The 23,882-nt window shown below is 39.2% G+C and carries 25 protein-coding genes; 3 read left to right on the top strand and 22 right to left on the bottom strand.

What is annotated here, in order from left to right; genetic code table 11:
* Positions 1-167: 167 nt before the first annotated feature.
* From AAHB15_RS22370 to rpsU, 8 genes are all read right to left on the bottom strand, one after another.
* Positions 168-1,136, bottom strand: a complete 969-nt coding sequence (locus tag AAHB15_RS22370; RefSeq protein ID WP_098529950.1) for a PhoH family protein — start codon at positions 1,134-1,136, stop codon at positions 168-170.
* On the bottom strand, positions 1,111-2,325 hold the full coding sequence (gene yqfD, locus AAHB15_RS22365) for a sporulation protein YqfD (protein WP_342043371.1): 1,215 nt from the start codon (positions 2,323-2,325) through the stop codon (positions 1,111-1,113). The genes AAHB15_RS22370 and yqfD overlap by 26 nt, the downstream gene beginning before the upstream one ends.
* Positions 2,322-2,624: a sporulation protein YqfC gene (gene yqfC, locus AAHB15_RS22360; protein WP_098529948.1), complete on the bottom strand. Its 303-nt coding sequence runs from the start codon at positions 2,622-2,624 to the stop codon at positions 2,322-2,324. The genes yqfD and yqfC overlap by 4 nt, the downstream gene beginning before the upstream one ends.
* A 76-nt stretch (positions 2,625-2,700) precedes the next feature.
* Entirely contained in the window at positions 2,701-3,147 is a 447-nt protein-coding gene (locus AAHB15_RS22355) for a hypothetical protein (protein WP_342043370.1), read from the bottom strand.
* Positions 3,148-3,180: 33 nt separating this feature from the next.
* The gene (gene floA, locus AAHB15_RS22350) at positions 3,181-4,176 is read right to left on the bottom strand and encodes a flotillin-like protein FloA (RefSeq protein WP_396897333.1); all 996 of its coding nucleotides are present in this window, start codon (positions 4,174-4,176) and stop codon (positions 3,181-3,183) included.
* Between the two features lie 22 nt (positions 4,177-4,198).
* The gene (locus AAHB15_RS22345) at positions 4,199-4,831 is read right to left on the bottom strand and encodes an NfeD family protein (protein WP_335575297.1); all 633 of its coding nucleotides are present in this window, start codon (positions 4,829-4,831) and stop codon (positions 4,199-4,201) included.
* Positions 4,832-4,963: 132 nt separating this feature from the next.
* Positions 4,964-5,410 (bottom strand): GatB/YqeY domain-containing protein, encoded by a 447-nt coding sequence (locus AAHB15_RS22340; protein WP_098529945.1) that lies wholly within the window; start codon positions 5,408-5,410, stop codon positions 4,964-4,966.
* Positions 5,411-5,425: 15 nt separating this feature from the next.
* Positions 5,426-5,599 carry a 30S ribosomal protein S21 gene (gene rpsU, locus AAHB15_RS22335; protein ID WP_007087607.1) on the bottom strand — a complete coding sequence of 58 codons (174 nt, stop codon included), beginning with the start codon at positions 5,597-5,599 and terminating at the stop codon, positions 5,426-5,428.
* Positions 5,600-5,785: 186 nt separating this feature from the next.
* On the opposite strand from rpsU, the gene AAHB15_RS22330 reads away from it, so the two are divergent.
* A complete protein-coding gene (locus tag AAHB15_RS22330) occupies positions 5,786-6,727 on the top strand; it encodes a Na/Pi symporter (protein ID WP_144563224.1) in 942 nt (313 codons plus the stop codon).
* Between the two features lie 42 nt (positions 6,728-6,769).
* On the opposite strand, the gene deoC is transcribed toward AAHB15_RS22330, so the two are convergent.
* From deoC to gpr, 13 genes are all read right to left on the bottom strand, one after another.
* Positions 6,770-7,444 carry a deoxyribose-phosphate aldolase gene (gene deoC, locus AAHB15_RS22325; RefSeq protein WP_335575296.1) on the bottom strand — a complete coding sequence of 225 codons (675 nt, stop codon included), beginning with the start codon at positions 7,442-7,444 and terminating at the stop codon, positions 6,770-6,772.
* A gap of 75 nt (positions 7,445-7,519) precedes the next feature.
* Positions 7,520-8,893, bottom strand: coding sequence for a tRNA (N(6)-L-threonylcarbamoyladenosine(37)-C(2))-methylthiotransferase MtaB (gene mtaB, locus AAHB15_RS22320; protein ID WP_342043369.1), 1,374 nt, complete (start codon positions 8,891-8,893; stop codon positions 7,520-7,522).
* 6 nt (positions 8,894-8,899) lie between these two features.
* Positions 8,900-9,649, bottom strand: coding sequence for a 16S rRNA (uracil(1498)-N(3))-methyltransferase (locus tag AAHB15_RS22315; protein WP_335575294.1), 750 nt, complete (start codon positions 9,647-9,649; stop codon positions 8,900-8,902).
* A 94-nt stretch (positions 9,650-9,743) separates the two neighbouring features.
* Positions 9,744-10,685 (bottom strand): 50S ribosomal protein L11 methyltransferase, encoded by a 942-nt coding sequence (gene prmA, locus AAHB15_RS22310; RefSeq protein ID WP_342043368.1) that lies wholly within the window; start codon positions 10,683-10,685, stop codon positions 9,744-9,746.
* A 17-nt stretch (positions 10,686-10,702) separates the two neighbouring features.
* On the bottom strand, positions 10,703-11,830 hold the full coding sequence (dnaJ, locus tag AAHB15_RS22305; protein ID WP_335575292.1) for a molecular chaperone DnaJ: 1,128 nt from the start codon (positions 11,828-11,830) through the stop codon (positions 10,703-10,705).
* Between the two features lie 136 nt (positions 11,831-11,966).
* The gene (dnaK, locus tag AAHB15_RS22300; protein ID WP_342043367.1) at positions 11,967-13,793 is read right to left on the bottom strand and encodes a molecular chaperone DnaK; all 1,827 of its coding nucleotides are present in this window, start codon (positions 13,791-13,793) and stop codon (positions 11,967-11,969) included.
* A gap of 29 nt (positions 13,794-13,822) precedes the next feature.
* Positions 13,823-14,422 carry a nucleotide exchange factor GrpE gene (gene grpE, locus AAHB15_RS22295; protein ID WP_335575290.1) on the bottom strand — a complete coding sequence of 200 codons (600 nt, stop codon included), beginning with the start codon at positions 14,420-14,422 and terminating at the stop codon, positions 13,823-13,825.
* Between the two features lie 150 nt (positions 14,423-14,572).
* A complete protein-coding gene (hrcA, locus tag AAHB15_RS22290) occupies positions 14,573-15,604 on the bottom strand; it encodes a heat-inducible transcriptional repressor HrcA (protein ID WP_342043376.1) in 1,032 nt (343 codons plus the stop codon).
* Positions 15,605-15,729: 125 nt separating this feature from the next.
* Entirely contained in the window at positions 15,730-16,869 is a 1,140-nt protein-coding gene (gene hemW, locus AAHB15_RS22285) for a radical SAM family heme chaperone HemW (RefSeq protein WP_342043366.1), read from the bottom strand.
* Between the two features lie 78 nt (positions 16,870-16,947).
* Positions 16,948-18,783, bottom strand: a complete 1,836-nt coding sequence (lepA, locus tag AAHB15_RS22280) for a translation elongation factor 4 (protein ID WP_098529935.1) — start codon at positions 18,781-18,783, stop codon at positions 16,948-16,950.
* A gap of 271 nt (positions 18,784-19,054) precedes the next feature.
* A complete protein-coding gene (locus tag AAHB15_RS22275; RefSeq protein WP_335575288.1) occupies positions 19,055-19,369 on the bottom strand; it encodes a DUF3679 domain-containing protein in 315 nt (104 codons plus the stop codon).
* Between the two features lie 17 nt (positions 19,370-19,386).
* Positions 19,387-20,592, bottom strand: coding sequence for a stage II sporulation protein P (gene spoIIP / locus AAHB15_RS22270; RefSeq protein WP_335575287.1), 1,206 nt, complete (start codon positions 20,590-20,592; stop codon positions 19,387-19,389).
* Between the two features lie 123 nt (positions 20,593-20,715).
* On the bottom strand, positions 20,716-21,834 hold the full coding sequence (gene gpr / locus AAHB15_RS22265) for a GPR endopeptidase (protein WP_342043365.1): 1,119 nt from the start codon (positions 21,832-21,834) through the stop codon (positions 20,716-20,718).
* Between the two features lie 212 nt (positions 21,835-22,046).
* Here gpr and rpsT point away from each other — a divergent pair, with 212 nt between their 5' ends.
* Positions 22,047-22,307 (top strand): 30S ribosomal protein S20, encoded by a 261-nt coding sequence (gene rpsT / locus AAHB15_RS22260; RefSeq protein ID WP_098529931.1) that lies wholly within the window; start codon positions 22,047-22,049, stop codon positions 22,305-22,307.
* A gap of 49 nt (positions 22,308-22,356) precedes the next feature.
* On the opposite strand, the gene holA is transcribed toward rpsT, so the two are convergent.
* Complete coding sequence (holA, locus tag AAHB15_RS22255; RefSeq protein ID WP_342043364.1) at positions 22,357-23,373, bottom strand: DNA polymerase III subunit delta; 1,017 nt, start codon at positions 23,371-23,373, stop codon at positions 22,357-22,359.
* 307 nt (positions 23,374-23,680) lie between these two features.
* On the opposite strand from holA, the gene AAHB15_RS22250 reads away from it, so the two are divergent.
* A complete protein-coding gene (locus AAHB15_RS22250; protein ID WP_098529929.1) occupies positions 23,681-23,815 on the top strand; it encodes a YqzM family protein in 135 nt (44 codons plus the stop codon).
* Positions 23,816-23,882 lie beyond the last annotated feature (67 nt).

Raw genomic sequence — 23,882 nt, 5'->3', positions numbered from 1 at the left:
TTATAGTAAAAGAATAACAAAATACTACTAGAAAATACGCTTTTTGTAAAATCATATCAGTTTTTCGGGAAAGTTTCACCTTAAATAGAAAATATTTGTGTAAATATGGAAAAAGGGATAAACCAAAAAGGTTTATCCCTGTAAACCAAAAAGGTTTACCCCTCTTTTTACTGTTGGTTACCCTTCTTTTCGTAGGCTTCAATGATTCTGCCGACAAGAGGATGACGAACAACATCACTTTGTTCTAAAAAGATAAATGAAATCCCTTTTACATTTTGTAAAATCTCTTCTGCCACAATTAGGCCTGATTTTACACCCTTCGGTAAATCTACTTGGGTCTGGTCGCCTGTTATCACCATTTTTGATCCAAATCCCAGCCTGGTCAAGAACATTTTCATTTGTGCTTGAGTGGTATTTTGCGCCTCATCTAAGATAACGAAAGCGTCATCTAGCGTACGGCCCCTCATATAGGCAAGCGGCGCAATTTCGATTGTGCCCCGTTCAATTAGCCTCTGGGTATGTTCTGCCCCTAGGACATCGTTTAGCGCATCGTACAGAGGCCGTAGATATGGGTCAACTTTTTCCTTTAAATCGCCTGGCAGGAAGCCCAGACTTTCACCAGCTTCCACTGCAGGTCTTGTTAAAATAATTCGATTTACTTGTCCTGTTTTGAGAGCGTTGACGGCCATTACGACTGCAAGATAGGTTTTACCGGTTCCGGCAGGACCAATTCCAAACACTAAGTCATTTTTCTTTATGGCTGTCACATAATGTCTTTGGCCCAGCGTCTTAATTCGAATCGTTTTCCCTTTAATATTTTTACCGATTTCTTCTTCATATAGATTCACAAAATAATCTAGTGTGCCTTTTTGAGCCATTTGAATAGCATAAAGAACGTCTCGTTGACCTATATTTATACCCTTTCGGATTACAAAGATCAATCTGTCGATTATTTCACCCGCCATAATCACCTTATCTTCATCACCGGATAAACTGACAGATTCACCTCTTGTAATAATCGATACATTCAGCTCTTCTTCAATTGTTTTTAGGTTTTGATCAGAATTTCCTAGCAGCGTAATAGCTTCTGCCGGATTTTCTAACTGTACATTAATGGTTGTTAATTTTTCTGTCATCAGGAGTCTCCTTGGAAATCGGTTGTCCGACTGCAATGTTTTCAATTATCTTAAAATGGATATCTAGTATAACTTTACCATTTTCCATTGCTTTGTGTAAAATTTTTTCATCCTTTATCTTAGCATCCTCATCTAGACTGCTTTTTATTTGTTTTTTTGCTAGTTCTAATGCCATTTTTTCAGCCTCACTAGTAGAATAGCTCCTTTCGTACACTTCACGCTCCCGGATTGTTTTATTTACATAAGAAATAGGCAGCTCCCATTTTAAAAAGCGAATGTTATGCACATTTTTTTCGGTCTCATAATGCTTAAATTCAGGTTTCCCAAAGCCCCAGATAGGTACTTCTAAATTTCCTAATAATAAGAAATGTTTTTGCTGTTCCTTGCCATTATACACTTTAAATTTGGTGACCAATGGAAGCTCGACATGGCTTTTATACCAAGTTTCCCCCCATACTTCACCTTTTGCGGCTGTTAGTTCAGGGTTGTCTTCTTGTCCGAATGCTCCTGAAACGAGTAATTGTCCTTTTTCAACATGGTCATGAATATCAACAACTTTCTGGCCGCTTTCAACAAACATTTTTACAATAATGGCCTTCTTTTTTGCAATCAGGTTTTGCGGTGAAAATTGCTCAGGTTTTTTAGGCTCATTTTTTTCCACCACTTGCAGATGGTAGGTTGTCCCTTTTAATTCCACACCAACCCATGTTAATGCGCCAATATTATTGGTCAATTTTCTTTGAATCCCTTCCACGTTGGCTACAAAGAATTGAACCTTTCCAATTTTAACACCCATCTTGTCCAATTCTTTGCGAATTTGATACTCAGTTGCAGGTTTTGCCCCCTTTATCTCAATACCCCAAATCATATTTGAAAGGAGGAAAATGATAAATATAAAGGCGGCGGCTCCTAACATAAAGCCGCTGTTTTTCCATAATCTTTTAAGTAAAAATGGAGCACCCTCTCGCTGTAAAAAGGAAATTTTGCATTCACTTTTTCGTGCAAACCTTCTAATCTTAAGAGCATCTTGGACCCGTATTTTGAATGTAATCGTCTCGGTCCCATGCCGTTTGACATTCCAAATATGTAAACCATTTCTTGTTAATACATTTAAAAAACGTTCAAGCCCTTTTCCGGATACTTTTACTATAACTCTGCCATATAGAAATTCAATCCACTGGTTCTTCATTTTGTTCCTCCCGCAATATCATTTATATAAATGACTTGATCAATCTTTCCTTCCAATAAAATCTCTTCTGGTAAGATGGTTTTTATCACAAAACCCTTACCTTTAATTAACAATTGCCCTTGTTTTAGTAACAAACGGAGCTCTTTATCAGTAAAGGACAGCAGGCCGCGGTGATTTTCCACATATATATGGATTTGTCCAATCATCGTAATTCGAGGTAGATCCATCATGACATCCTGAGGAAGATCCATTTTATTAGCCATCCAATTTCGAACCCGTTGGCCCCATTTTTTTGCCATAAAAAAGAACCCCCTTTCATCTCATATTTATGAGACAAAAGGGGGTTCTAGCACTTCTTTTTCTACTCGTTTCAAATCAACTCGTGCGTTTTTTCACAGTATAAGGATTTTTTGAACGGGGTTCAGCTAGTATCTCCGACCAAATTATTCCACTTATAACTGTACGTGGATCTGGATTTTCTGTTAAAGGGAATTTTATTTCTTCTTGATTTTTTATCGGTCCTCCATTTGCAGTTTGAGTTCGCGCCGCTGCCATCCCCATCCTGCCTGTTTCAGAATCTTGTCTTACCCGCAGGAATTCTTGTTCAAGCTTACCTTGGTTACCTTGCAGCGGACCCTGCTTCTTTTCTGTTTGTACTATCATTGTATCTTTCGGAATATCAGTAATTTCTTTTATCATGGTTTGAAAATCCCCCAAGCTACTCCTAAAGGGTTTTCTAATTGATTGTCCTTGGTTGTTTTTTGTTTTCCTAAAAATCATAGAGATGACTCCTACGACAATCATGATTAAAATAGTTTCCAAACCTGTCCCCCTCCTTTTTTGGCAACACGGGGATTATTGATCATTCTTTTTGTCACCTGTCATCTTTCCAATCGAGCCTCTCATATCAGTATCAGCAGAAATATTCTTAAAATTCATATAGTCCATTACACCGATATTTCCTGATTTAAGTGCTTCTGCCATTGCAAGTGGTACTTCCGCTTCTGCTTCCACTACTTTAGCTCTCATTTCCTGTACTTTTGCTTTCATTTCCTGTTCTTGAGCAACAGCCATTGCCCGGCGTTCTTCTGCCTTTGCCTGAGCAATTTTTTTATCTGCCTCTGCTTGTTCTGTCTGCAATTCAGCCCCGATATTTTTACCGATGTCAACATCAGCAATATCTATCGAAAGGATCTCAAAAGCTGTCCCGGCGTCAAGCCCCTTCGACAAAACGGTTTGCGAAATTAAATCCGGATTTTCAAGAACTTTGCTGTGGCTATCTGACGAACCGATGGTGGATACAACGCCTTCCCCCACTCTGGCAACAACTGTTTCTTCACCAGCACCACCGACAAGACGCTCTATATTGGCCCTGACGGTAATTCTTGCTTTCGCTTTTACTTCTATCCCATTCATAGCCACACCAGCAATAAATGGCGTTTCAATTACCTTTGGATTTACACTCATTTGCACGGCCTCTAATACATCACGTCCTGCCAGGTCAATGGCCGCGCATCGTTCAAAGGATAATTCAATATTGGCACGGTGCGCTGCGATTAACGCATTGACCACTCGATCGACATTACCACCCGCAAGATAGTGACTTTCAAGCTGATTAGTTGTGACATTCAAACCGGCTTTATGGGCCTTTATAAGTGGATTTACGACCCTGCTTGGGGTTACACGTCTAAGTCTCATACCAACTAATGTAAAAATACTAATCCTGACTCCTGCAGCCAGTGCGGAAATCCACAGCATGACTGGTACAAATGATAGTAATATTCCTAAAAAAATAAGGGCAATGATAACAACTGCAATAATAAAAATAGTTCCCCCTGATATAATATCCATATTCAATCTCCTCCTGCTTTTTTTATACTTCTCTGACGACAATGCGGGCCCCTTCAACCTTGATGACCCTCACTTTGGCATTCTTCTCGATAAAACCGCCTTCCGAAACTGCATCCACGCGTTCATTGTTTATAACAATAGTTCCTGCCGGCCGTAAGATGGTAAGAGTATGGCCTTCCACCCCTAGAAGATCAGTTCGATTAATATTTGAAACGTATCCATCCTCTTTTCTAGCGGCCTCGGTTAATACCATCCTATTAAATAAAACAAGTTTTTTTCCAAAGGTCTTAATCATCAAAAAGAATATAAAAATTGAGACAGCAATGGCAATTAAAATGGAAACTCCAATTTGCAAGGCATTTTGGCCTGCTAAAAACAGACTTAATATTAGGGCTGCGACTCCTAGTGTACCTGCTATCGCCCCAGGTAAAAAAAATTCCAAAAAAATAAGCAGAATTCCGGCAACAAATAGAAGTAATGTTCCAAATCCTGCTAAACCTGCTTGAAAGTGACTATAAAAGAATAAGATTAGCGCAAATATCCCTATTAAACCTGCAATACCAAATCTGGCTGTAAAAAGTTCCAAAACGATTCCGACTCCTGCAATAGTTAATAGGACAGTTACAACAACAGGGTTTGTTAGAAATTCAATCATATAAGCCCCCCCTTTCTATTCAGTTCTTTCTGACTATCTGTTATACGTCCCTAGTCATTAAAAAGTTTCAAATTTATCCAAATATGTAAAAAGACTGCGGGCATATTACCTGCAGTCTTTATGTCAGAATACTTATGAAAGGTGTTGTTGTACAAATTTATTAACGAGCGAACCATCTGCTTTACCTTTAACTTTAGGCATAATAGCAGCCATCACTTTTCCCATTTCCGCTTTTGATGTTGCGCCGACTTCAGCGACCGTTTCTTTGACAATCTCTGACAGTTCCTCTTCAGAAAGCTGTTTTGGTAAATACAGCTCAAGAATCTCAAGTTCTGTACGCAATTTATCAACTAGGTCTTGACGACCAGCCTTATCAAATTCATGGAGGGAGTCTTTGCGTTGTTTTACTTCGCGAGAAAGGACCGTTAACTCTGCATCTTCGGAAAGCTCTTGTGTACCGAGCTTGATGGCTTCATTTTGAAGTGATGCTTTCACCATCCGAATAACTGAGAGTTTGTCTTTTTCCTTGTTTTTCATCGCTTGTTTCATATCATTGTTCAAACGCTCGAGAAGACTCATATATTACACCCTCTCTTAAAACTTACGTTTTCTTGCTGCTTCAGACTTTTTCTTACGTTTTACACTTGGTTTTTCATAAAATTCGCGCTTTCTTGCCTCTTGCAAAGTACCAGTTTTTGATACTGTACGTTTGAAGCGACGAAGAGCATCTTCAAGCGATTCGTTTTTACGAACGACGGTTTTAGACATTCTCTTTCCCTCCCTCCGAAACACAACACACTTACATTCAATCCATGTACCTTGCAATTATAATATAACCTTGATACAAGGTCAACTTAAATTCACACTATATATGAAAGTTTCAAGATACTTGTCTAAAAAATTGGCATGTCCCTTCAGGTGCACCCATACAATGAAGGGAGGGGGCCAAATAATATGCTTTACATACTATTATTTATACTTTGTATTTTATTATTTATCTTTGGAATGACGATTATTCGGTTTGGATTATTCAATTTGTCAGCCAATAAATTAAAAACATGGTTAATTAAACTAACCAGTACACCTTTAAAAGGAATGTTAACCGGTACATTTATTACCGCACTATTGCAAAGCAGCTCGGCGGTAATGGTTATTACAATCGGATTAATTTCAGCTAGGATTATGACATTTCCTCAATCTATTGGCATTATTCTCGGCACCAATATTGGGACGACCTTTAAAACAGAATTAATTACTTTTGACATAGATAGAATCCTTGTTCCTTTAGCCATAAGCGGTGCGCTGCTTATTTTATTTAAGAATAAAAAGGCAAGAAGCATTGGAATGCTGCTATTTGGGATTGCTTCCGTGTTCACAGCGATGAAGGGTTTCGAACTATTGGCCCAGCCTCTTACAGTCATGCCGTTTATCAACAAATTTATATTATCCATCAATGACAATATTGCCTTAAGCCTGCTCACAGGGGCAGTTATCACTTCGATCATCCAGTCAAGTACTGCGATGACGGGGATTGCAATGGGATTTTTAACAGCCGGCCTGCTCCAGCTAGATGCAGGGATTGCGATTGTTCTTGGAGCAAACATTGGGACGTGTATTACGGCTGTGATTGCATCGATTGGAGGCGGTAAAGAATCTAGACTGGCAGCCTTCGCACATGTCTGGCTCAATGTATTTGGAGTGTTAATTTTTATCCCGCTCATCCCTTTTTTAACAAAGAATGCAGAGCTTCTTGCAAGTCAAACAGATATTCAGTTAGCACATATAAGTGTTATTTTTAATGTTGTTACCTCTTTAATGGTTTTACCATTTGCCACTAAATTTGGCGAGATGATTTTGTTTTTACACGACAGAACTTCCAAAAAACCTATCTCTTAAGAAAAAGACGGTATCGCTATACCGTCTTTTTTATATGGCAGGTTAATAATTTGAATTTACTTGCTCACCTTTTATTATAGCAACACTTGCGCTGGCTCCAATTCTTGTAGCACCAGCCTCTATCAAGCTTAAAGCATCCTGCGTACTTCGGACTCCTCCAGAGGCTTTGACCCCAATATTCGATCCTACAGTTTGTCTCATAAGAGCTATATCCTCAGCAGTGGCACCTCCGCCTGAGAAACCTGTCGATGTTTTAACAAAATCAGCTCCTGCTTTGACTGCAAGTTCGCAAGCCCGTTTCTTTTCTTCATTTGTTAACAAGCTTGTTTCAATGATTACCTTTGTTAATGCTCTATCTTTAGCCGCTTCTACTACAGCACGGATGTCCTGTTCAACTAATTGATCATTTCCGTCTTTCAATGCACCAATAGGAATGACCATATCTACTTCATCTGCGCCTAAGTCGATAACATTCTTCGTTTCAAATGCTTTCGTTTCAGTCGTAGTTGCCCCTAGAGGAAAACCGATTACAGTACAAATTTTCACACCACTTCCGTTTAACAATTCCTTGGCGGTACTTACCCAGGCAGGATTTACACAGACAGAAAAAAATTTATGATCCCGTGCTTCCTGACAAAGGGTTTCAATTTGCTTCTTTGTTGCATCAGGCTTCAGTAATGTATGGTCAATCATTGCGGCAATATTTGTCACAGCCATATGTTCACTCCTTAGTAATTATTCTCTTATGTAGTTTATCCAAAATAAAAAAGGACCTAATCAGGTCCTTTTTCCTTAAATGGCTGTTTCTTCCTTATTAAAAACTTCTTCACTCATTAATGCTGAATCTTCCACCACTTTGACAAATTGCCCTTCATTATAAGGGTAACCTGCTTTAGTAATTTTGACTTTAACAATTTTCCCAATCATAGCTTCTGTTGCTGGAAAAACTACTTTTAAGTAATTATCAGAATATCCAACAAAAAGACCCGTATTCGATTCTTCCTTATATTCCTCTTCCGGAATTACCTCCAATACATCACCTTCAAAAAGAGACGCATATTCCTTTGCAAGTTGATCTGAAAGTGAAATCAAACGGTGAACTCGTTCATTTTTGACTTCCTCATCTACTTGATCCTCCATCCTTGCAGCTGGAGTGCCGGTCCGTTTAGAATATGGGAATACGTGAAGTTCAGAGAATTTATGATCTTTAATGAAATTATAAGTTTCCATAAACTCTTCTTCTGTTTCACCTGGAAAACCAACAATGACATCAGAAGTAACTGCAAGCCCTGGAAGTACTTCCTTTAGACGCTCTAACCGTTCTGCAAAAAATTCCATTGTATATTTACGGCGCATACGTTTTAGTACAGTATTAGAACCGGATTGAAGCGGGATATGCAAATGACGGACGATTGTTTTGGAATGTTTAATTACTTCAATGACTTCATCCGTAATCTGACTTGCCTCAATCGATGAAATACGTAATCTTTCTATACCTTTTACACCTGCTTCTAAATCACGGAGCAAGGCAGCAAGATTATAGTCTTTCATGTCTTCACCGTAACCGCCGGTATGAATACCAGTTAAGACGATTTCCTTATAACCGGCATTAACCAGCTGCTGGGCTTGATGAATGACTTCTTTTGGATCACGGGATCTCATCAGGCCGCGTGCCCATGGAATAATACAAAACGTACAGAAGTTATTGCAGCCCTCTTGAATTTTCAGTGAGGCACGAGTTCTGTCCGTAAAGGCTGGAACATCAAGCTCTTCATAAACTCGGTTTTTCATGATATTTCCTACGCCATTAATAGGCTGACGTTCTGCTTTAAATTGTTCAATATAATCCAGCATTTTCACACGATCCTGGGTTCCTACTACAATATCAACACCAGGGATCGCCATTATTTCGGCTGGAGAAGTTTGAGCATAGCATCCGGTTACACAAATAACAGCATCTGGATTTTTTCGAACAGCACGCCGGATGACTTGGCGGCTTTTTTTATCGCCCGTATTTGTAACGGTACATGTATTAATAATATAGACATCGGAAATTGATTCAAAATCAACCCGCTCATAACCTTCTTGTTTAAACAACTGCCAAATGGCTTCTGTTTCATAATGATTCACTTTACAACCTAGTGTATGAAACGCAACTGTTGCCATTTAATCTCACCTCAATAGTTCAAAATGATAGGAAATAGCCGCAAGTGAATATAATGGTGCGGTTTCCGTTCTTAATATACGCGGTCCTAAACCGCAAAGCCCAAACCCAAAATCCTTTAATTGCTGAACCTCTTCCTCCGCTAAACCGCCTTCCGGTCCAAAAACGAAAAGGAGGGTTTCACCATTTTTCATCTTCTTTAAGGTTGAAGAAAGCACCGAGGTCTCACCTTGCCTGCTTTCTTCCTCGTATGCTGCTAATTTATAATCGAAGTCATTGCTCTTTTTCAGCAACTCTTTAAAGGACATAGGATTAATAATACTAGGTAAAATAGTTCGATGGGATTGTTCTGCCGCCTCTTTAGCAATCTTTTGCCATCTATCTATTTTTTTTGCTGCTTTTTTTTCATCCCATTTTACAACCGAACGGGCAGCAGAAAAGGGCAAAAACTGTTGGGCGCCTAATTCCGTCCCTTTTTGGATGATCCACTCTAACTTGTCCCCTTTAGGTAACCCGCTTGCTATTGTGATCGAAATTGGGAGCTCGGGACTCTCATCTATCCATTGTACAACGTCTGCAACGACACTTGAATTGGTAATTTCTGAAAGCCTGCAAACAGCCTGTTTGCCCTCTGGATCAACGCAAATAATTCGATCATCGATTTCCATCCGCATGACCTTTACGATATGATGACGGTCCTCTTCATCAATGATAAAGTGATCATTATTGGCTTTTTGTTGAACAAAGTAGCGTTGCATACATTGCACCCTCTCTTAACATTTACACTTTATTTTACTATTTTATAGATGTAAGGAAAATAAAAAGGGGTTGTCTACACCCCTTTTTCAGTCATTATTTCCTTTTTGCGCTAATCGCAACCCAATCTTCCATTAAAATGGTTTCAACGATTTCAAAACCCGAATCAATTAGGGCATCCTTCACGAGATCTTTTTTAGGCTGGATAATACCAGAGGCAATAAAAGAACCTCCTGGTTTTACAACACGAGCAACATCATCAGTGAACCTGAGAATAACTTCCGCTAAAATGTTCGCGACAATCACATCTGCAGAGTTTTCCCCAACACCATCTAAGAGGTTGTTCTGCGCAACAGAAACCTTATCATGTACCTTATTCAGCTTGATATTCAGCTTTGCTGATGCAACAGCCACTTCATCTAAATCATATGCCCTAACGTCTTCTGCTCCAAGCAATGCTGCAGCGATGCTAAGAACGCCTGAGCCTGTACCTACATCAATAACACGATCCCCCGGACGAACAGTTCTTTCTAAAGCCTGGATACACATTACCGTTGTTGGATGTGTTCCTGTACCAAAGGCCATACCAGGGTCCAATTCAATAATTAGTTCATCACTGCTAACAGGCTCGTATATCTCCCAGGTAGGCACAATCGTGAATTTTTCAGAAATTTTCACTGGATTATAATACTTTTTCCAAGCTGTGGCCCATTCTTCTTCATTTACTTCACTTATGGTTACTCTATTTAACCCTAAATCAATGTCATGAAGGATAAGATCGTTAATCGATTCTTTGATTGCGTCTACCGTTTCACCTAGGAAACTGTTAACAGGTAAATAGGCTTTTATAATGACGCCCTCTTCGGGATAATCGTCTGGATTAAGTTGGTAGATTTCTCCGAATTGATCTTCCCTTTCTTTCGTCAATTCAAAGGGGTCTTCTATGACTACACCACTCGCCCCAGCCTCATGTAAAATATTTGAAATAGGTTCGATCGCCTCGTTTGTCGTGTGGATACTAATCTCTGACCACTTCATCTCTACCAACTCCATCCTTACTCGCTTTTAAAAGCTCTTTTTACTTTTGAGAAAAAACTTTCTTCGTGTTCACCAATCGGCGAAGAACCACTAATGTCCGCGAATTCTTTAAGAAGCTGTTTTTGTTTATCAGACAGCTTCGTTGGGGTAATAATACGGACTATTATATACTGATCTCCAACGCCGTATCCACGAACGTTTGGAATCCCTTTTCCTTTGAGGCGGAATTTTTTACCTGTTTGTGTACCAGCAGGGATTTTAAGCTTCACCTTTCCTTGTAAGGCTGGAACCTCAATTTCATCACCTAAGGCAGCTTGAACAAAGTTAATTGGCATCTCACAATAAATATCATCGCCATCCCGTTCGAAAAACTCATGTGAACGAACATGGAATACTACGTAAAGATCACCGGACGGACCGCCGTTGATTCCACCTTCACCCTGACCTGCCATGCGCAACTGTTGTCCATCATCAATACCTGCAGGAATCTTGACATGGATTTTCTTCCGTTTTTGGACTTTCCCTTTTCCGCCGCATGTTGAACATTTATGTTTAATCTCTTTTCCAGTACCATTACAATAATGGCAAGTTCGGCGATTAACAATTCTGCCAAATGGAGTGTTTTGTTCGACATTTAGCTGTCCAGTACCATGACAATGCTGACATGTCTCAGGGTTAGTTCCAGGTTTAGCACCCGAGCCATGACAGGTTTCACATGTTTCTTCTCTTGGTATTTCTATATCTGTTTCTTTTCCAAACGCAGCTTCTTCGAATGAAACCGTCATTGTATATTGCAAATCAGCACCTTGTCTTGGCGCATTCGGATCACGTCTTCTAGACCCGCCGCCACCGCCAAAGAAGGTATTAAAGATATCCTCAAACCCTCCAAAGCCGCCGCCAAAGTCACCGCCGCCGAAGCCCTGGTTTGGATCGGTATGTCCGAATTGGTCATAATGGGCCTTTTTTTGATCATCGCTTAGTACTTCATAAGCTTCAGCAATCTCTTTGAATTTATCAGCTGCATCTGGCTCTTTATTAATGTCCGGATGATACTGTTTAGATAGCTTTCGATAGGCCTTTTTTATTTCATCCTTAGAAGCACTATTGCTAACACCAAGTACTTCATAGTAATCTCGTTTACTCATGATTACCACTCCCGAATCTGTCACATAAAGATTATTCTAACACCGTTTAGTTGGGTATTGCAATAAAAAAGCCAAAGCCTGTTACTTTGACTTTGACTTTTTTGTAAGAATAAAAACACTTTATACTCTCATTAGTTTATTTTTCGTCTTTTACTTCTTCAAATTCAGCATCTACAACATTGTCGTCTTTTGCACCAGCAGCGCCTGCATCTTGAGCACCTTGTTGTGCTTGTGCAGCCTGTTCGTAAAGCTTAACAGTTAATGCCTGGACGATTTCCTGTAAAGCATCTTTTTTAGCACGAATCTCATTTAAATCATTGCTCTCAATGGCTTGTTTTAAGGCATCTTTTGCATCGTTTGCTTTTGCAACTTCTGCTGCATCCACTTTACCTTCTAAATCTTTTAACGTTTTTTCTGTTGTAAAGACTAGCTGGTCAGCCTCATTGCGAAGTTCCACTTCTTCCTTGCGCTGTTTATCTGCTTCAGCATTTTCTTCGGCTTCCCTAACCATTTTTTGAATTTCATCATCAGAAAGACCTGTGGAAGATTTAATGGTAATTTGTTGTTCTTTATTTGTGCCAAGGTCTTTTGCCCGTACATTCACAATACCGTTTTTATCGATATCGAACGTTACCTCGATTTGCGGGATGCCACGTGGTGCTGGCGGAATATCCGATAATTGGAAGCGTCCTAGGGTTTTGTTATTTGCAGCCATTGGACGTTCTCCTTGTAAAACATGAATATCAACAGCAGTTTGGTTATCTGCAGCAGTTGAGAATACTTGTGATTTCGATGTTGGGATCGTTGTGTTACGGTCAATTAGCTTTGTAAACACGCCGCCCATTGTTTCGATACCAAGAGATAATGGAGTTACATCTAGTAAGACAACATCCTTAACGTCTCCTGTAATAACTCCACCTTGAATCGCAGCTCCCATTGCTACAACTTCATCTGGGTTAACACCACGATGAGGCTCTTGACCAGTTGCTTTTTTGATTGCTTCTTGAACAGCTGGAATTCTCGTAGAACCACCAACAAGGATTACCTTATCAATTTGTGATGGTGATAATCCTGCATCACTTAAAGCTTGACGAACAGGTCCCATTGTCCGTTCAACAAGGTTAGCAGAGAGTTCATCAAATTTAGCTCTTGACATTGTTACTTCAAGATGAAGCGGGCCCGCTGCACCAGCAGTGATAAATGGTAAAGAAATTTGAGTGGTAGTTACACCAGATAAATCTTTCTTCGCCTTTTCAGCTGCATCTTTCAAACGTTGTAATGCCATCTTATCTTGAGAAAGGTCAATGCCATTTTCCTTTTTAAATTGTTCTACTAAATAATCAATTATAACTTGGTCAAAGTCATCGCCGCCTAGACGGTTATCCCCTGCAGTTGCTTTAACTTCGAATACGCCGTCACCTAATTCAAGGATTGAAACGTCAAACGTACCGCCGCCAAGGTCATAAACAAGAATGGTTTGATCTTGATCCGTTTTATCTAAACCATAAGCAAGTGCAGCTGCTGTTGGTTCGTTAATAATACGTTCCACTTCTAGGCCTGCAATTCTGCCCGCATCCTTTGTTGCTTGACGCTCTGCATCATTAAAGTAAGCTGGTACAGTAATAACTGCTTTTGTTACTGGCTCTCCTAGGTAATCTTCAGCATATGATTTTAAATATTGAAGAATAATAGCGGATAACTCTTGTGGAGTGTAGTCCTTTCCTTCAATATTTTCTTTGTAATTTGTACCCATGTGGCGTTTAATTGAAATAATTGTATTTGGGTTTGTTATTGCTTGGCGTTTTGCCACTTCCCCAACTTGGCGTTCTCCGTTTTTAAACGCAATTACAGAAGGAGTTGTACGGTTTCCTTCGGGATTTGGAATTACTTTTGGTTCTCCGCCTTCTAAAACGGATACACATGAGTTTGTTGTTCCAAGGTCAATACCAATTATTTTACTCATTGCCTTTTCCTCCTAATAAATATGTAGAATTATTGATTTACTTTAACCATTGAAGGTCGAATAACACGATCCTTTAACAGATAACCCTTTTGAAATTCATCAGTAACAATGTTCGAACCATAATTCTCATCTTCTCCCTGCATAACGGCTTGGTGCAGGTGTGGATCAAATTCTTTGCCAACAGCTTCAATTGGCTCAACACCTTCTTTTTTCAGTGCATCCACCATACCTCGGTATACCATATCCATTCCTTGCAGTAAAGACTTAACTTGTTCATTATCGGCTTCTACTTTCATGGCTCTTTCAAAGTTATCTAAAGCCGGCAATAGGTCAGTAATTAATTTTTGAGCTCTATATTTTTCGCCTGCCTCTTGGTCTAATCTAGTACGGCGGCGGAAATTATCAAAATCAGCTTGAAGTCGCAAAATTCGATTGTCTGCTTCCTCGAGCTTACCCTTAAGCTGCTGGATTTCTTGCAGATATTGTTCAACAGGATTAACTTCTGCTTCTTCTGTTGCTGTCTCTTCACTAGGAACAGCTTCACCAGTATTTTCCTCAGTAAGTTCAACTTGTTCAGTATTTTCGATTTCTACTTCTTCATTGATTGTATTATTTTTTTCAGTCGTCAACTTACTCACCTCCCTTAAAGGATTCACTAACTACTTTATCGTAACTGATATATATTACAAGGAAAAGGGGTGAAACATAGAAAGGCGTCTAGCCGCTAGGGCGCTGGACATTTCTAAAAGGCATTTCACCCTTACTCAATATTACCAGCACTAATTACTTTGATACAATTTTGTTAAAACAGTGGTCAAATCCCTGCTTAAAAATTGAAGCAGGCTAATTACACGTGAATATTCCATTCTTGTAGGACCTAAAATTGCAATGGTTCCTAATTTTTCAATACCTACAGAATAAGAAGCAGTAATTAAACTGCAATTATCCATGGCACTAATATTATTTTCCCTGCCGATTTTAACATGGATGCCAGCTGATTCATTTCGAATTAGATTGTAAATCCAATCTTCTTGATCAATCATAGTCATTAAACTACGAATCTTGGCAATATCGTGAAATTCCGGCTGGCTTAACATATTTGTTTTTCCACCGAAGAATAACTTCTCTGTTACCGGCATTTTAAATGATTCTGCAATCAAATGGAGCATTAAATCATAGTTATGGATATGCTGGCGTAACAGCATGGCCACTTCTTTATATATCTTATCATTTAACTCTTCTAGTGGGACTCCGGATAAACGATCGTTCAGAATGTTTACCGTTTTTTCAATATCACTTGCATCCACCATATCTGGCAGCGAAAATGTCCTGTTTTCAACATGACCCGAATCCGTTACAAAAATAGCCACAGCTGTTTCCTTATTTAAAGGAATGATTTGTATTTTCTTTAATTTATTAATACTAACAGCAGGTCCTAGGACAATGGATGTATAATTGGTTAACTCCGATAAGATTTTCGCAGATTTTTGGATGATTGCTTCAAACTCAAATATTCTCTCTGCAAAAATCGATTGAATGATCGAGATATCATTTTGATTTAATGCTTGAGGCGAGACTAAATGATCCACATAATACCGATATCCTTTTTCTGAAGGCACACGCCCTGAGGAGGTATGTGTCTTTTCAATAAACCCCAACTCTTCTAGGTCGGCCATTTCATTTCGAATGGTAGCGGAACTAAAGGAAATTTCCTCTTTTTTCGACAAACTTCTTGAGCCGACTGGTTGGGCAGATCGAATAAAGTCATCAACAATAACCTGAAGAATCAACAATTGACGATCTGTTAGCAACATTCATCACCTCTGTTAGCACTCCTCATTAACGAGTGCTAATTATATTAATAAATTATCAAAAAAAGTGGGATGGTGTCAATCAAAAAGAACGCAAAATGGCACATCAGCCTAAAGACTTTGTATTAGATGACACCTAAAAAGGCTTGGAATACTTCGTTACCCAATAAGCGGCCCTTTTTAGTTAAATATATATTATCGTTTTGCACTTCTATCCATTGTTTAGCACTTAGATTGGACAGTTCCTTTGCAAATAAATTTAGAGGGTCAAGGGCAAATTTTTCATAAAAGTGAGGAATGGAGACCCCTTCCGTTTTTCGGAGCCCGAGAAACATTTCCTCTTCCATCTGCTCTTCTTTTGTAACGAGATGGTCTTCAAAAATCGGGAGAACATTATTATTGACTTGCTCCATATATTTTTTTACAGGCCCTGAATTAGACCGTCTCCAGCCATTTACATAACTGTGTGCGCCTGCCCCGAATCCATAGTAATATTCATTATTCCAATAGGTTAAATTATGTTTACTTTCGAATCCCGGTCTTGAAAAATTACTGATTTCATATTGATGAAAACCGTTCTTTTCCATTTCTTCCATTAACATTTCATACATACTCGCTTCCACATCTTCCCCGGGAGTCGGCAACTTGCCCTTTTTTAATAAATTATAAAAAACAGTTTTTGGCTCAATAATTAGTGAATAGGCTGAAAAGTGTGGAATATCCAGCGAAAAGGCCTCTGTTAATGACTCTTTAAAGTCCAGGACAGTTTGGGTGGGCAAGCTAAAAATCAAATCAATGCTGATATTCTCAAATCCAACTTTTTTTGCGTTTTCAACCGTTTGGTAAACATCCTTTGCTTTGTGGACACGGCCGATTTTTTTTAGCAGCTCCTCATTAAACGTTTGTACACCAAGACTGATTCGGTTCACACCAGCATCCTTTAATATTTGTAATTTTTCTTTTGATAAATCACCGGGGTTGGCTTCAAAAGTAAATTCAATATTTTCGCTTCTTGGCAGGTTTGTAATAATACTTTCACAAAAAGTGTAGAGCTGTTGTTCATTTAAAGAAGTGGGAGTTCCTCCGCCAACAAAAATGGTATCCAGTGAATCGGTTGAAAATTCACAAAGGGTCATTTTCATCTCTCGGTCGAGGGCCTTTAAATAATCATCAACTGGCTGGCCTTTTAAAAACACTTTATTAAAGTCACAGTAGTGGCAAATGTGCTCACAAAACGGGATATGGAGGTATGCTGCTTTAATCATGTTTCTTCCTCTATTCTTTTTAACGAAAAAGAGGCTAGGAAAACCTGATTCAGGTGCTCCCTAACCTCTCTTTAGTTTTTATTTTTTCGTATTGTTATCGTCCATTTTCAATACGGCCATAAATGCTTCTTGTGGTACTTCAACGGACCCTACTTGTTTCATCCGTTTCTTACCCTCTTTTTGCTTTTCTAACAATTTACGTTTACGGGAGATATCCCCGCCGTAACATTTAGCTAATACGTTTTTACGCATCGCTTTAATAGTAGAACGAGCCACAATTTTTTGACCAATTGCCGCTTGAATAGGTACTTCAAACTGTTGTCTTGGGATCAGTTCTTTTAACTTCTCAACAATTACTTTGCCGCGTTCATAAGCAAAATCTTTATGGACAATAAAGCTTAATGCATCCACTTTCTCGGCATTTAGTAATATATCCATTTTAACCAGACTTGAAGGTTTATAACCAATCAACTCATAATCAAAGGACGCATAGCCCCGGGTACTAGATTTCAACTGGTCAAAGAAATCATACACAATTTCAGCTAAAGGAATTTCATACACGATGCTAACTCGGTTTTCACCTTGGTATTGCATATCGATAAAAATTCCGCGCTTCAATTGGCAAAGCTCCATAATAGCACCCACATATTCATTTGGAGCCATCATCGTTGCCTTAACATATGGCTCTTCAACACGGTCAATTTTTTGCGGGTCCGGCATATCGGAGGGGTTGTCGACATTTAGTTGAGAACCATCTGTTAAATGGACATGGTAGATAACACTTGGCGCCGTTGTAATTAAATCAATTTTAAATTCTCGTTCAATCCGTTCTTGAATGATCTCCATATGAAGAAGTCCAAGGAATCCGCAACGGAAACCAAATCCTAGTGCTTGAGACGTCTCTGGCTCAAATTGAAGCGACGAATCATTTAATTGCAGTTTTTCCAAAGCTTCACGGAGATCATTAAATCTCGCAGTATCAATTGGGTAAAGTCCACAGTATACCATTGGATTTAATTTTCGATAACCAGGAAGCGGTTCAGTCGCACCGTTTTTAGCGTTGGTAATCGTATCACCGACACGTGTATCCCCGACATTCTTAATCGAAGCTGACAGGAAGCCAACATCTCCAACAGACAGCTCATCAAGCATAACGGACTTAGGTGTGAATACACCAACTTCGTTTACTTCAAACTCTGCTCCAGTAGCCATCATCTTAATTTTGTCACCAACCTTAACGGTACCTTCGACGACACGAATATAGGCTACAACGCCGCGATAGGCGTCATATAAAGAGTCAAAAATCAAGGCTTTTAATGGGGCTTCTGGATCTCCAGTTGGAGCAGGGACCTTCTCAACAACCTGTTCGAGAATCTCTTCAATCCCAATGCCAGCTTTCGCTGATGCAAGAACTGCTTCAGAGGCATCCAGACCGATTACTTCTTCGATTTCGCCGCGGACCCTTTCTGGATCAGCACTTGGCAGGTCAATCTTATTAATAACTGGTAATATTTCAAGGTCGTTATCTAGGGCTAAGTATACGTTTGCTAGTGTTTGTGCTTCAATTCCCTGCGCAGCATCCACGACTAAAACAGCCCCTTCACATGCTGCAAGACTTCTTGAAACTTCATACGTAAAATCGACATGTCCCGGTGTATCTATTAAATGGAATGTATATTCTTCCCCATCTTTTGCTCTGTATTTTAATTGTACGGCATTTAACTTAATCGTAATCCCGCGTTCTCTTTCTAAATCCATTGAATCCAAAAGCTGATCTTTCATCTCACGAGAGGATAAGGCATTCGTTTTTTCCAAAATCCGGTCAGCTAATGTTGATTTCCCATGGTCAATATGGGCAATAATGGAAAAGTTTCTAATTTTTGATTGTCGTTTGAGTCTTTCTTCTCTGTTCATGGTCTTCCACTCCTACTATACTCGCACATGTACACTATTTTTGATTATATCAGTAGGGCAAACAAGATTCAATACAGAATCGATTCCCGTTTGTTAGTAAAGCCTGGTTAAAAAGAATGCAATGTGTCCAAAATTAAAAACGGCATAATAGGTATGCCGTTTTTCTTATACGATACGAAAGTAAAAATTTCGACTTCGAGAATTGTCCATCTCCAGGCACCATCGGCTCGTCTTGTGCTTGTCGCCGATAGGCGGGCGCCTTCCGCTTTTCTTAGTTATCGATAAGATGGATTAGTTTTTCTGAAGCACCTGTGATCCCATCTGACATTTTTCTGCCCATTGAAGAAAAGAAATTAAAGGCACTTATTTCCTCCAGTTTTTTCTTTTTTGCTGCAATATCATGGCTGGAAATCTCATTTCCAAGGAACGATGCCCCCTTTTCATGAAAACTGACTGCTGTTTCTAGGTTGGGATCCTCATACCCCTTCATTTTTTGAATCCCATTATTCGCCAACTGCATGCCCGTTAACACAGCAATTAGCAATAAAGCAGCTAGACATAAGCTTTTCAACATAAACAATTTCATAAAAGTGCTCCTAACCACTATTGTTTATTGGACGGTTGCTCTGTATCCTGATTTACTTTTTCTGCCTGCCAGTAGTAATCACTAAACACATCGGCTAGTGCATCAGCGGAGCGGTCTAATTCAGTAAATGTATTGTCAACTCCGCCAAATTCCATCAAGATTGCATTTTCCGAAAGGTTTTGGTTATAGATACTATTTGATCCAGCGGCATTTTTTATAATGACTCCTCTGCTTAACCCCTTATATTTTTCCTGAAGCCGCTTATGGAGTTCTGTTGCCAGTTTTGCATTTTTTTCGTAATTTGGATTTTTTCCGCCAATAATAAAGGCTACCTTTGCATAAGATTTCCCATTAATGGTGACCGTGGTTTTTTCTCTTCGCTGCGAATCACGATGAATATCAATAAAATAATGTAAATCACGATTCCCGGCCATAGCAGTTTGAACAACGGTCCGAGATTCATCATAAGATTGCCAGAACTTCCAGCCTTTTTTGTTTAATTCCGCTTGAATGTCAGTTTTATCTATAAAGCTGCCAATTCCTCTGTCAGCTAAGCTTGTTTTTAATTGGTCACCAATCTTGGTCACGTTTATTTGCGAGTGATACGCTAAATCCGGGTCGGTTACACCTTTAAGGTATGGTAAATAAGATTCCCGATTATGAGAGAAGTAAACGTAGACCACCTTTCTGCCTCCTGTAGTTTGTCCAGGTGCTGGCGAAGAATTTTCATCTGAAGGCTTGTCCAATCCTTCAAGATTTTGTAAGGCTGCTTCACGTTCCTCTTTCATAATTTTAATTGGCGGTGCCGACTCAACCGGCATATTAGTATAATTAGTCCCTTCCCCGGCGACAAGGATTTTCCCATCAAATTGGTAGAATCCCGGAAGCTCTCTGCCCAGAAGGCTGCGCGGGTCATTTAGATTAATATTGCTAGATAGTTTAAAGATCAAATTAGTTAGCTTTGGTGTGGTTACCCAGTTATTCTCTACCTTTAAAAAATGGTGGTTTTCCCAGCCCATTAATTGGTAAAGAAGTTCTCCATTCACATTTGTAGCAGCTTGATTGACGGATGTAGACATAAGTCGATATTGCGGCTTTAATGATGTTAAGAGCCCGCTGATAGAGAAAATCAATATAATAAATAAACAAAGTGCCGCAAAAAGTTTCATGATGCTTGTACCTTGGACACTTAAAAATGCACCTGATGTTCTAGGGTTTTTCATAGTTCCACCTCGCTTAAACGATTCTAGTAAATACTATGTCCTTACTAGAAATGGTAGAACTATGATTTATTTTAATAGTGGAAGAAAAGGGGACTATTAATTGCAAGACCCCTTTATGTGATTTTATCTTGTATTAAAACCAGCATTCTCTTGATCGATTGCAGAATGTAACGAGGCATTTAATCCATTTGCAATAAGATTCGCCATATCCTCGATAAACACATCGACTTCTTTTGGTGTCACCATTAAATTATGACCAATTGGTGAGAGAACTTCGTAGATTAGTTTTCTTTTTTCGTCATCCGGAAGCGTGCCAATCATACCTAAAAATGTTTTGCGATGCTGTTCCTCAGGCATATCCGCATCTGTTAATTTTCTTTTTTCTCCGAAAGTCATCCCTGCTGGTGCAAGGGATCTAGAAGGGCGATTTCCTTCCCTTAGCTCTTTCCCAAAGTGTTTTAGGATAAAATCAATCGTATCACTTGTGATTGAAACAGCATCTACAACGGTTGGTACCCCGATGGCGATTACCGGAATCCCTAAGGTCTCCTTGCTTAGTTCCTTTCTTTTGTTTCCCACCCCTGAACCAGGGTGTATACCTGTATCAGAGATTTGAATCGTTGAATTGACTCTTTCTATGGAACGTGATGCTAATGCATCGATAGCGATGACGAAGTCCGGTTTCGTTTTTTCAACAACTCCAAAAATGATGTCGCTTGTTTCAATCCCCGTCAGGCCCATTACACCTGGTGATAAGGCACTAACAGATCGGTAACCCTCTTCAACATTCTCAGGCTGAAGCTGAAATAAATGCCGAGTTACCAAGAGATTCTCACACACCATTGGACCAAGTGCATCGGGAGTGACATTCCAATTCCCCAACCCAACCACAAGGCAAGAATCCGTTTTTTTAATTCCCGACCCTGCTAAAAAATGGGCAAACTCCCGGGCAAAGATTTCTTGCACCTTCTGTTGTACCTCGGAATCCTGCTGCCTGATTCCCTGTACCTCCAACGTTAAGTATCGGCCTGCTTTTTTTCCTAACTGTTCTTCCCCTTGCTTTGTAACCTCAACAAGAGAGAGTTTAATATCGTCCACATCTTTTTCTTTAATAATGACACCTTCGATTTTCGAAAGGTTCTCTTCTTCTCCGACTGTTTTTCCAGCAAGCACCATTTCTCTAGCTTCAATCGCTAAATCTGTTCGTATCGAATACTTGCTTAAATCAATAGACTCATTCATGAAATCCACCCCTAATAGAGAATCCTAAATAGAAACTATTTCCTATTTTTGCCCTTAAGCCCGTAAAACATGCATTTTAAATTCTTTTCCCCATGAATTGTGTATTGCAATCTAGCCTTCTGTTTGATAAAATACTTCTTGTTCTGAATTATTATGGATGAATGTAAAGTCGAGTTCATATAAGTCTCGATACTTTGTAGGAGGTGAATGTAATGCCTAACATTAAATCTGCTATTAAGCGTGTGAAAACAACTGAAGCTCGTAATGCTCAAAATACAACTGCTAAGTCTGCAATGCGTACGGCTGTTAAAAAAGTAGAAGCTGCTGTTACTCTTAACGATGCGGCTGCTGCTAAAGAAGCATTAGTTTCTGCTGCTAGTAAATTAGACAAGGCTGCTGCTAAAGGTCTTATCCACAAAAATGCTGCTGCTCGTAAAAAATCACGTCTAATGAAAAAGTCTAACGCTCTTTAATCTTAAAAAGCGTACAAAAAAACGATTCCTATCTGGAATCGTTTTTTTATTACCTTTTTAATCTGAACAAAAGCATCTCAATCAATAAAGATTTATTCATTCCGCCTGTTTTCATCTGGTAATCTGCCTCTGCAAGCATCTCCATCAGGTTTGCTAATTCTTCATCCGTAAAACTGCCGGCCTGACCAAGGGCAAGTTTAACCCGAAATGGATGAATTTTTAAATAGCCGGCAATTTGCTGCTGTCCGTATCCCCTTCTTGAGAGTTCCTTTACCTGATAGATTAGCCGAAATTGACCGGACAACAGTGCTAAGATCTTTATAGGTTCTTCATTTTGTTTTAACAAGTCATAATAAATCCGCAATGCCTCATCTAATCTTCTTTGGACCACTCTTTCAATAAGAGTAAAAATATTTTGCTCCAGCGTTCTGGCAACCAATTTTTCAACCAGCTCACTATCAATACGCTTTTGCTCAGCCGCATAAAGGGATAATTTGTCCACCTCGCTAGAAAGCATAAACATATTTGTTCCGGCTAAGGAGAGCAATTGGTCAACCGCCTTTTCCTCAAACTCCAGCCCGTTGCTTCTCGCCCGTTCTTTTACCCATTTTTTTAATTCATGTTCAGATAATTTTTTGGCCTCAACTAATTCTGCATTTCGTTTAAGTTCTTTAGTAATCTTTTTTCTTTCGTCCAATTTTTCATATGGAGCGGAAATGACCATGACAGTATAGGGAGCAGGTTCTTTTAAATATGCCTCCAACTTTGCCAGATTGTGTTCTACCTTTTCCTTTGTTTTCTCAGCCGTTAAAAAAACGGGATTATGTAAAAAAACAACCTTTTTTTCGCCTAAAAAAGGGAAGGTCTCGGCGTCCTCTAATGCAAAATCAACCGGAGTTTCCTCTAAGTCATAAGCTGAAAAATTAAAATCCTTATCTTCTTCATCAAGAATTTGGTTCAGAAGTAATTGTTTTGTTTCATTGATTAAAAATGCTTCTGTTCCATATAATAAATAAATAGGAGCAATTTCCTTTTTTTTAATTTTTTTCCATACTTCAAGTACCATTTGTCCAGCGCTCCCCTAACTTTTCACTCATATTCTATCGTAAAGAAGCTTGGACCTTTTGACAAGTATTAAAAGGGAATTAGCACATTTTATCCAACAAATGCCAATTCCCGGATCTATTTGAACGCCAGCAATATTTTCCCTAGGATCTTATATTGCCTGGCGGGGTTCCTGACTACTTATATTGTAGCCCTTTTTGAGTCGAACTATTTTGACAACTCTTGTCAGTATAGGAAAGAAGCGAAAGGATGCTGGATTTTTTCAGACAAATAGCTTATACTATACTTGAAAATAGGAGGGGTAGAGCGTGAATCATTTTGAAAAAGAAGTGCAAAGCAAGCGTAATGATGCGATCGATTCTGGGATAGGTTTTGGAGTTTCTTTTGGCTTTTTCGCTGTAATTTTTATTATTGCTACAGTCATTAAATTAATTGGTTCCTAAATGAGTGCTACATAATTTATCAAAGAGGCTGCAACGGTGCAGTCTTTTTTAATTAAAAGATTTAGTA

Source organism: Bacillus sp. OTU2372 (genome assembly GCF_038440275.1).
Lineage (GTDB): Bacteria > Bacillota > Bacilli > Bacillales > Cytobacillaceae > Neobacillus > Neobacillus bataviensis_B.
The sequence above is the reverse complement of the archived record's forward strand: the minus strand, read 5'-3'. Positions and strand labels throughout refer to the sequence as shown.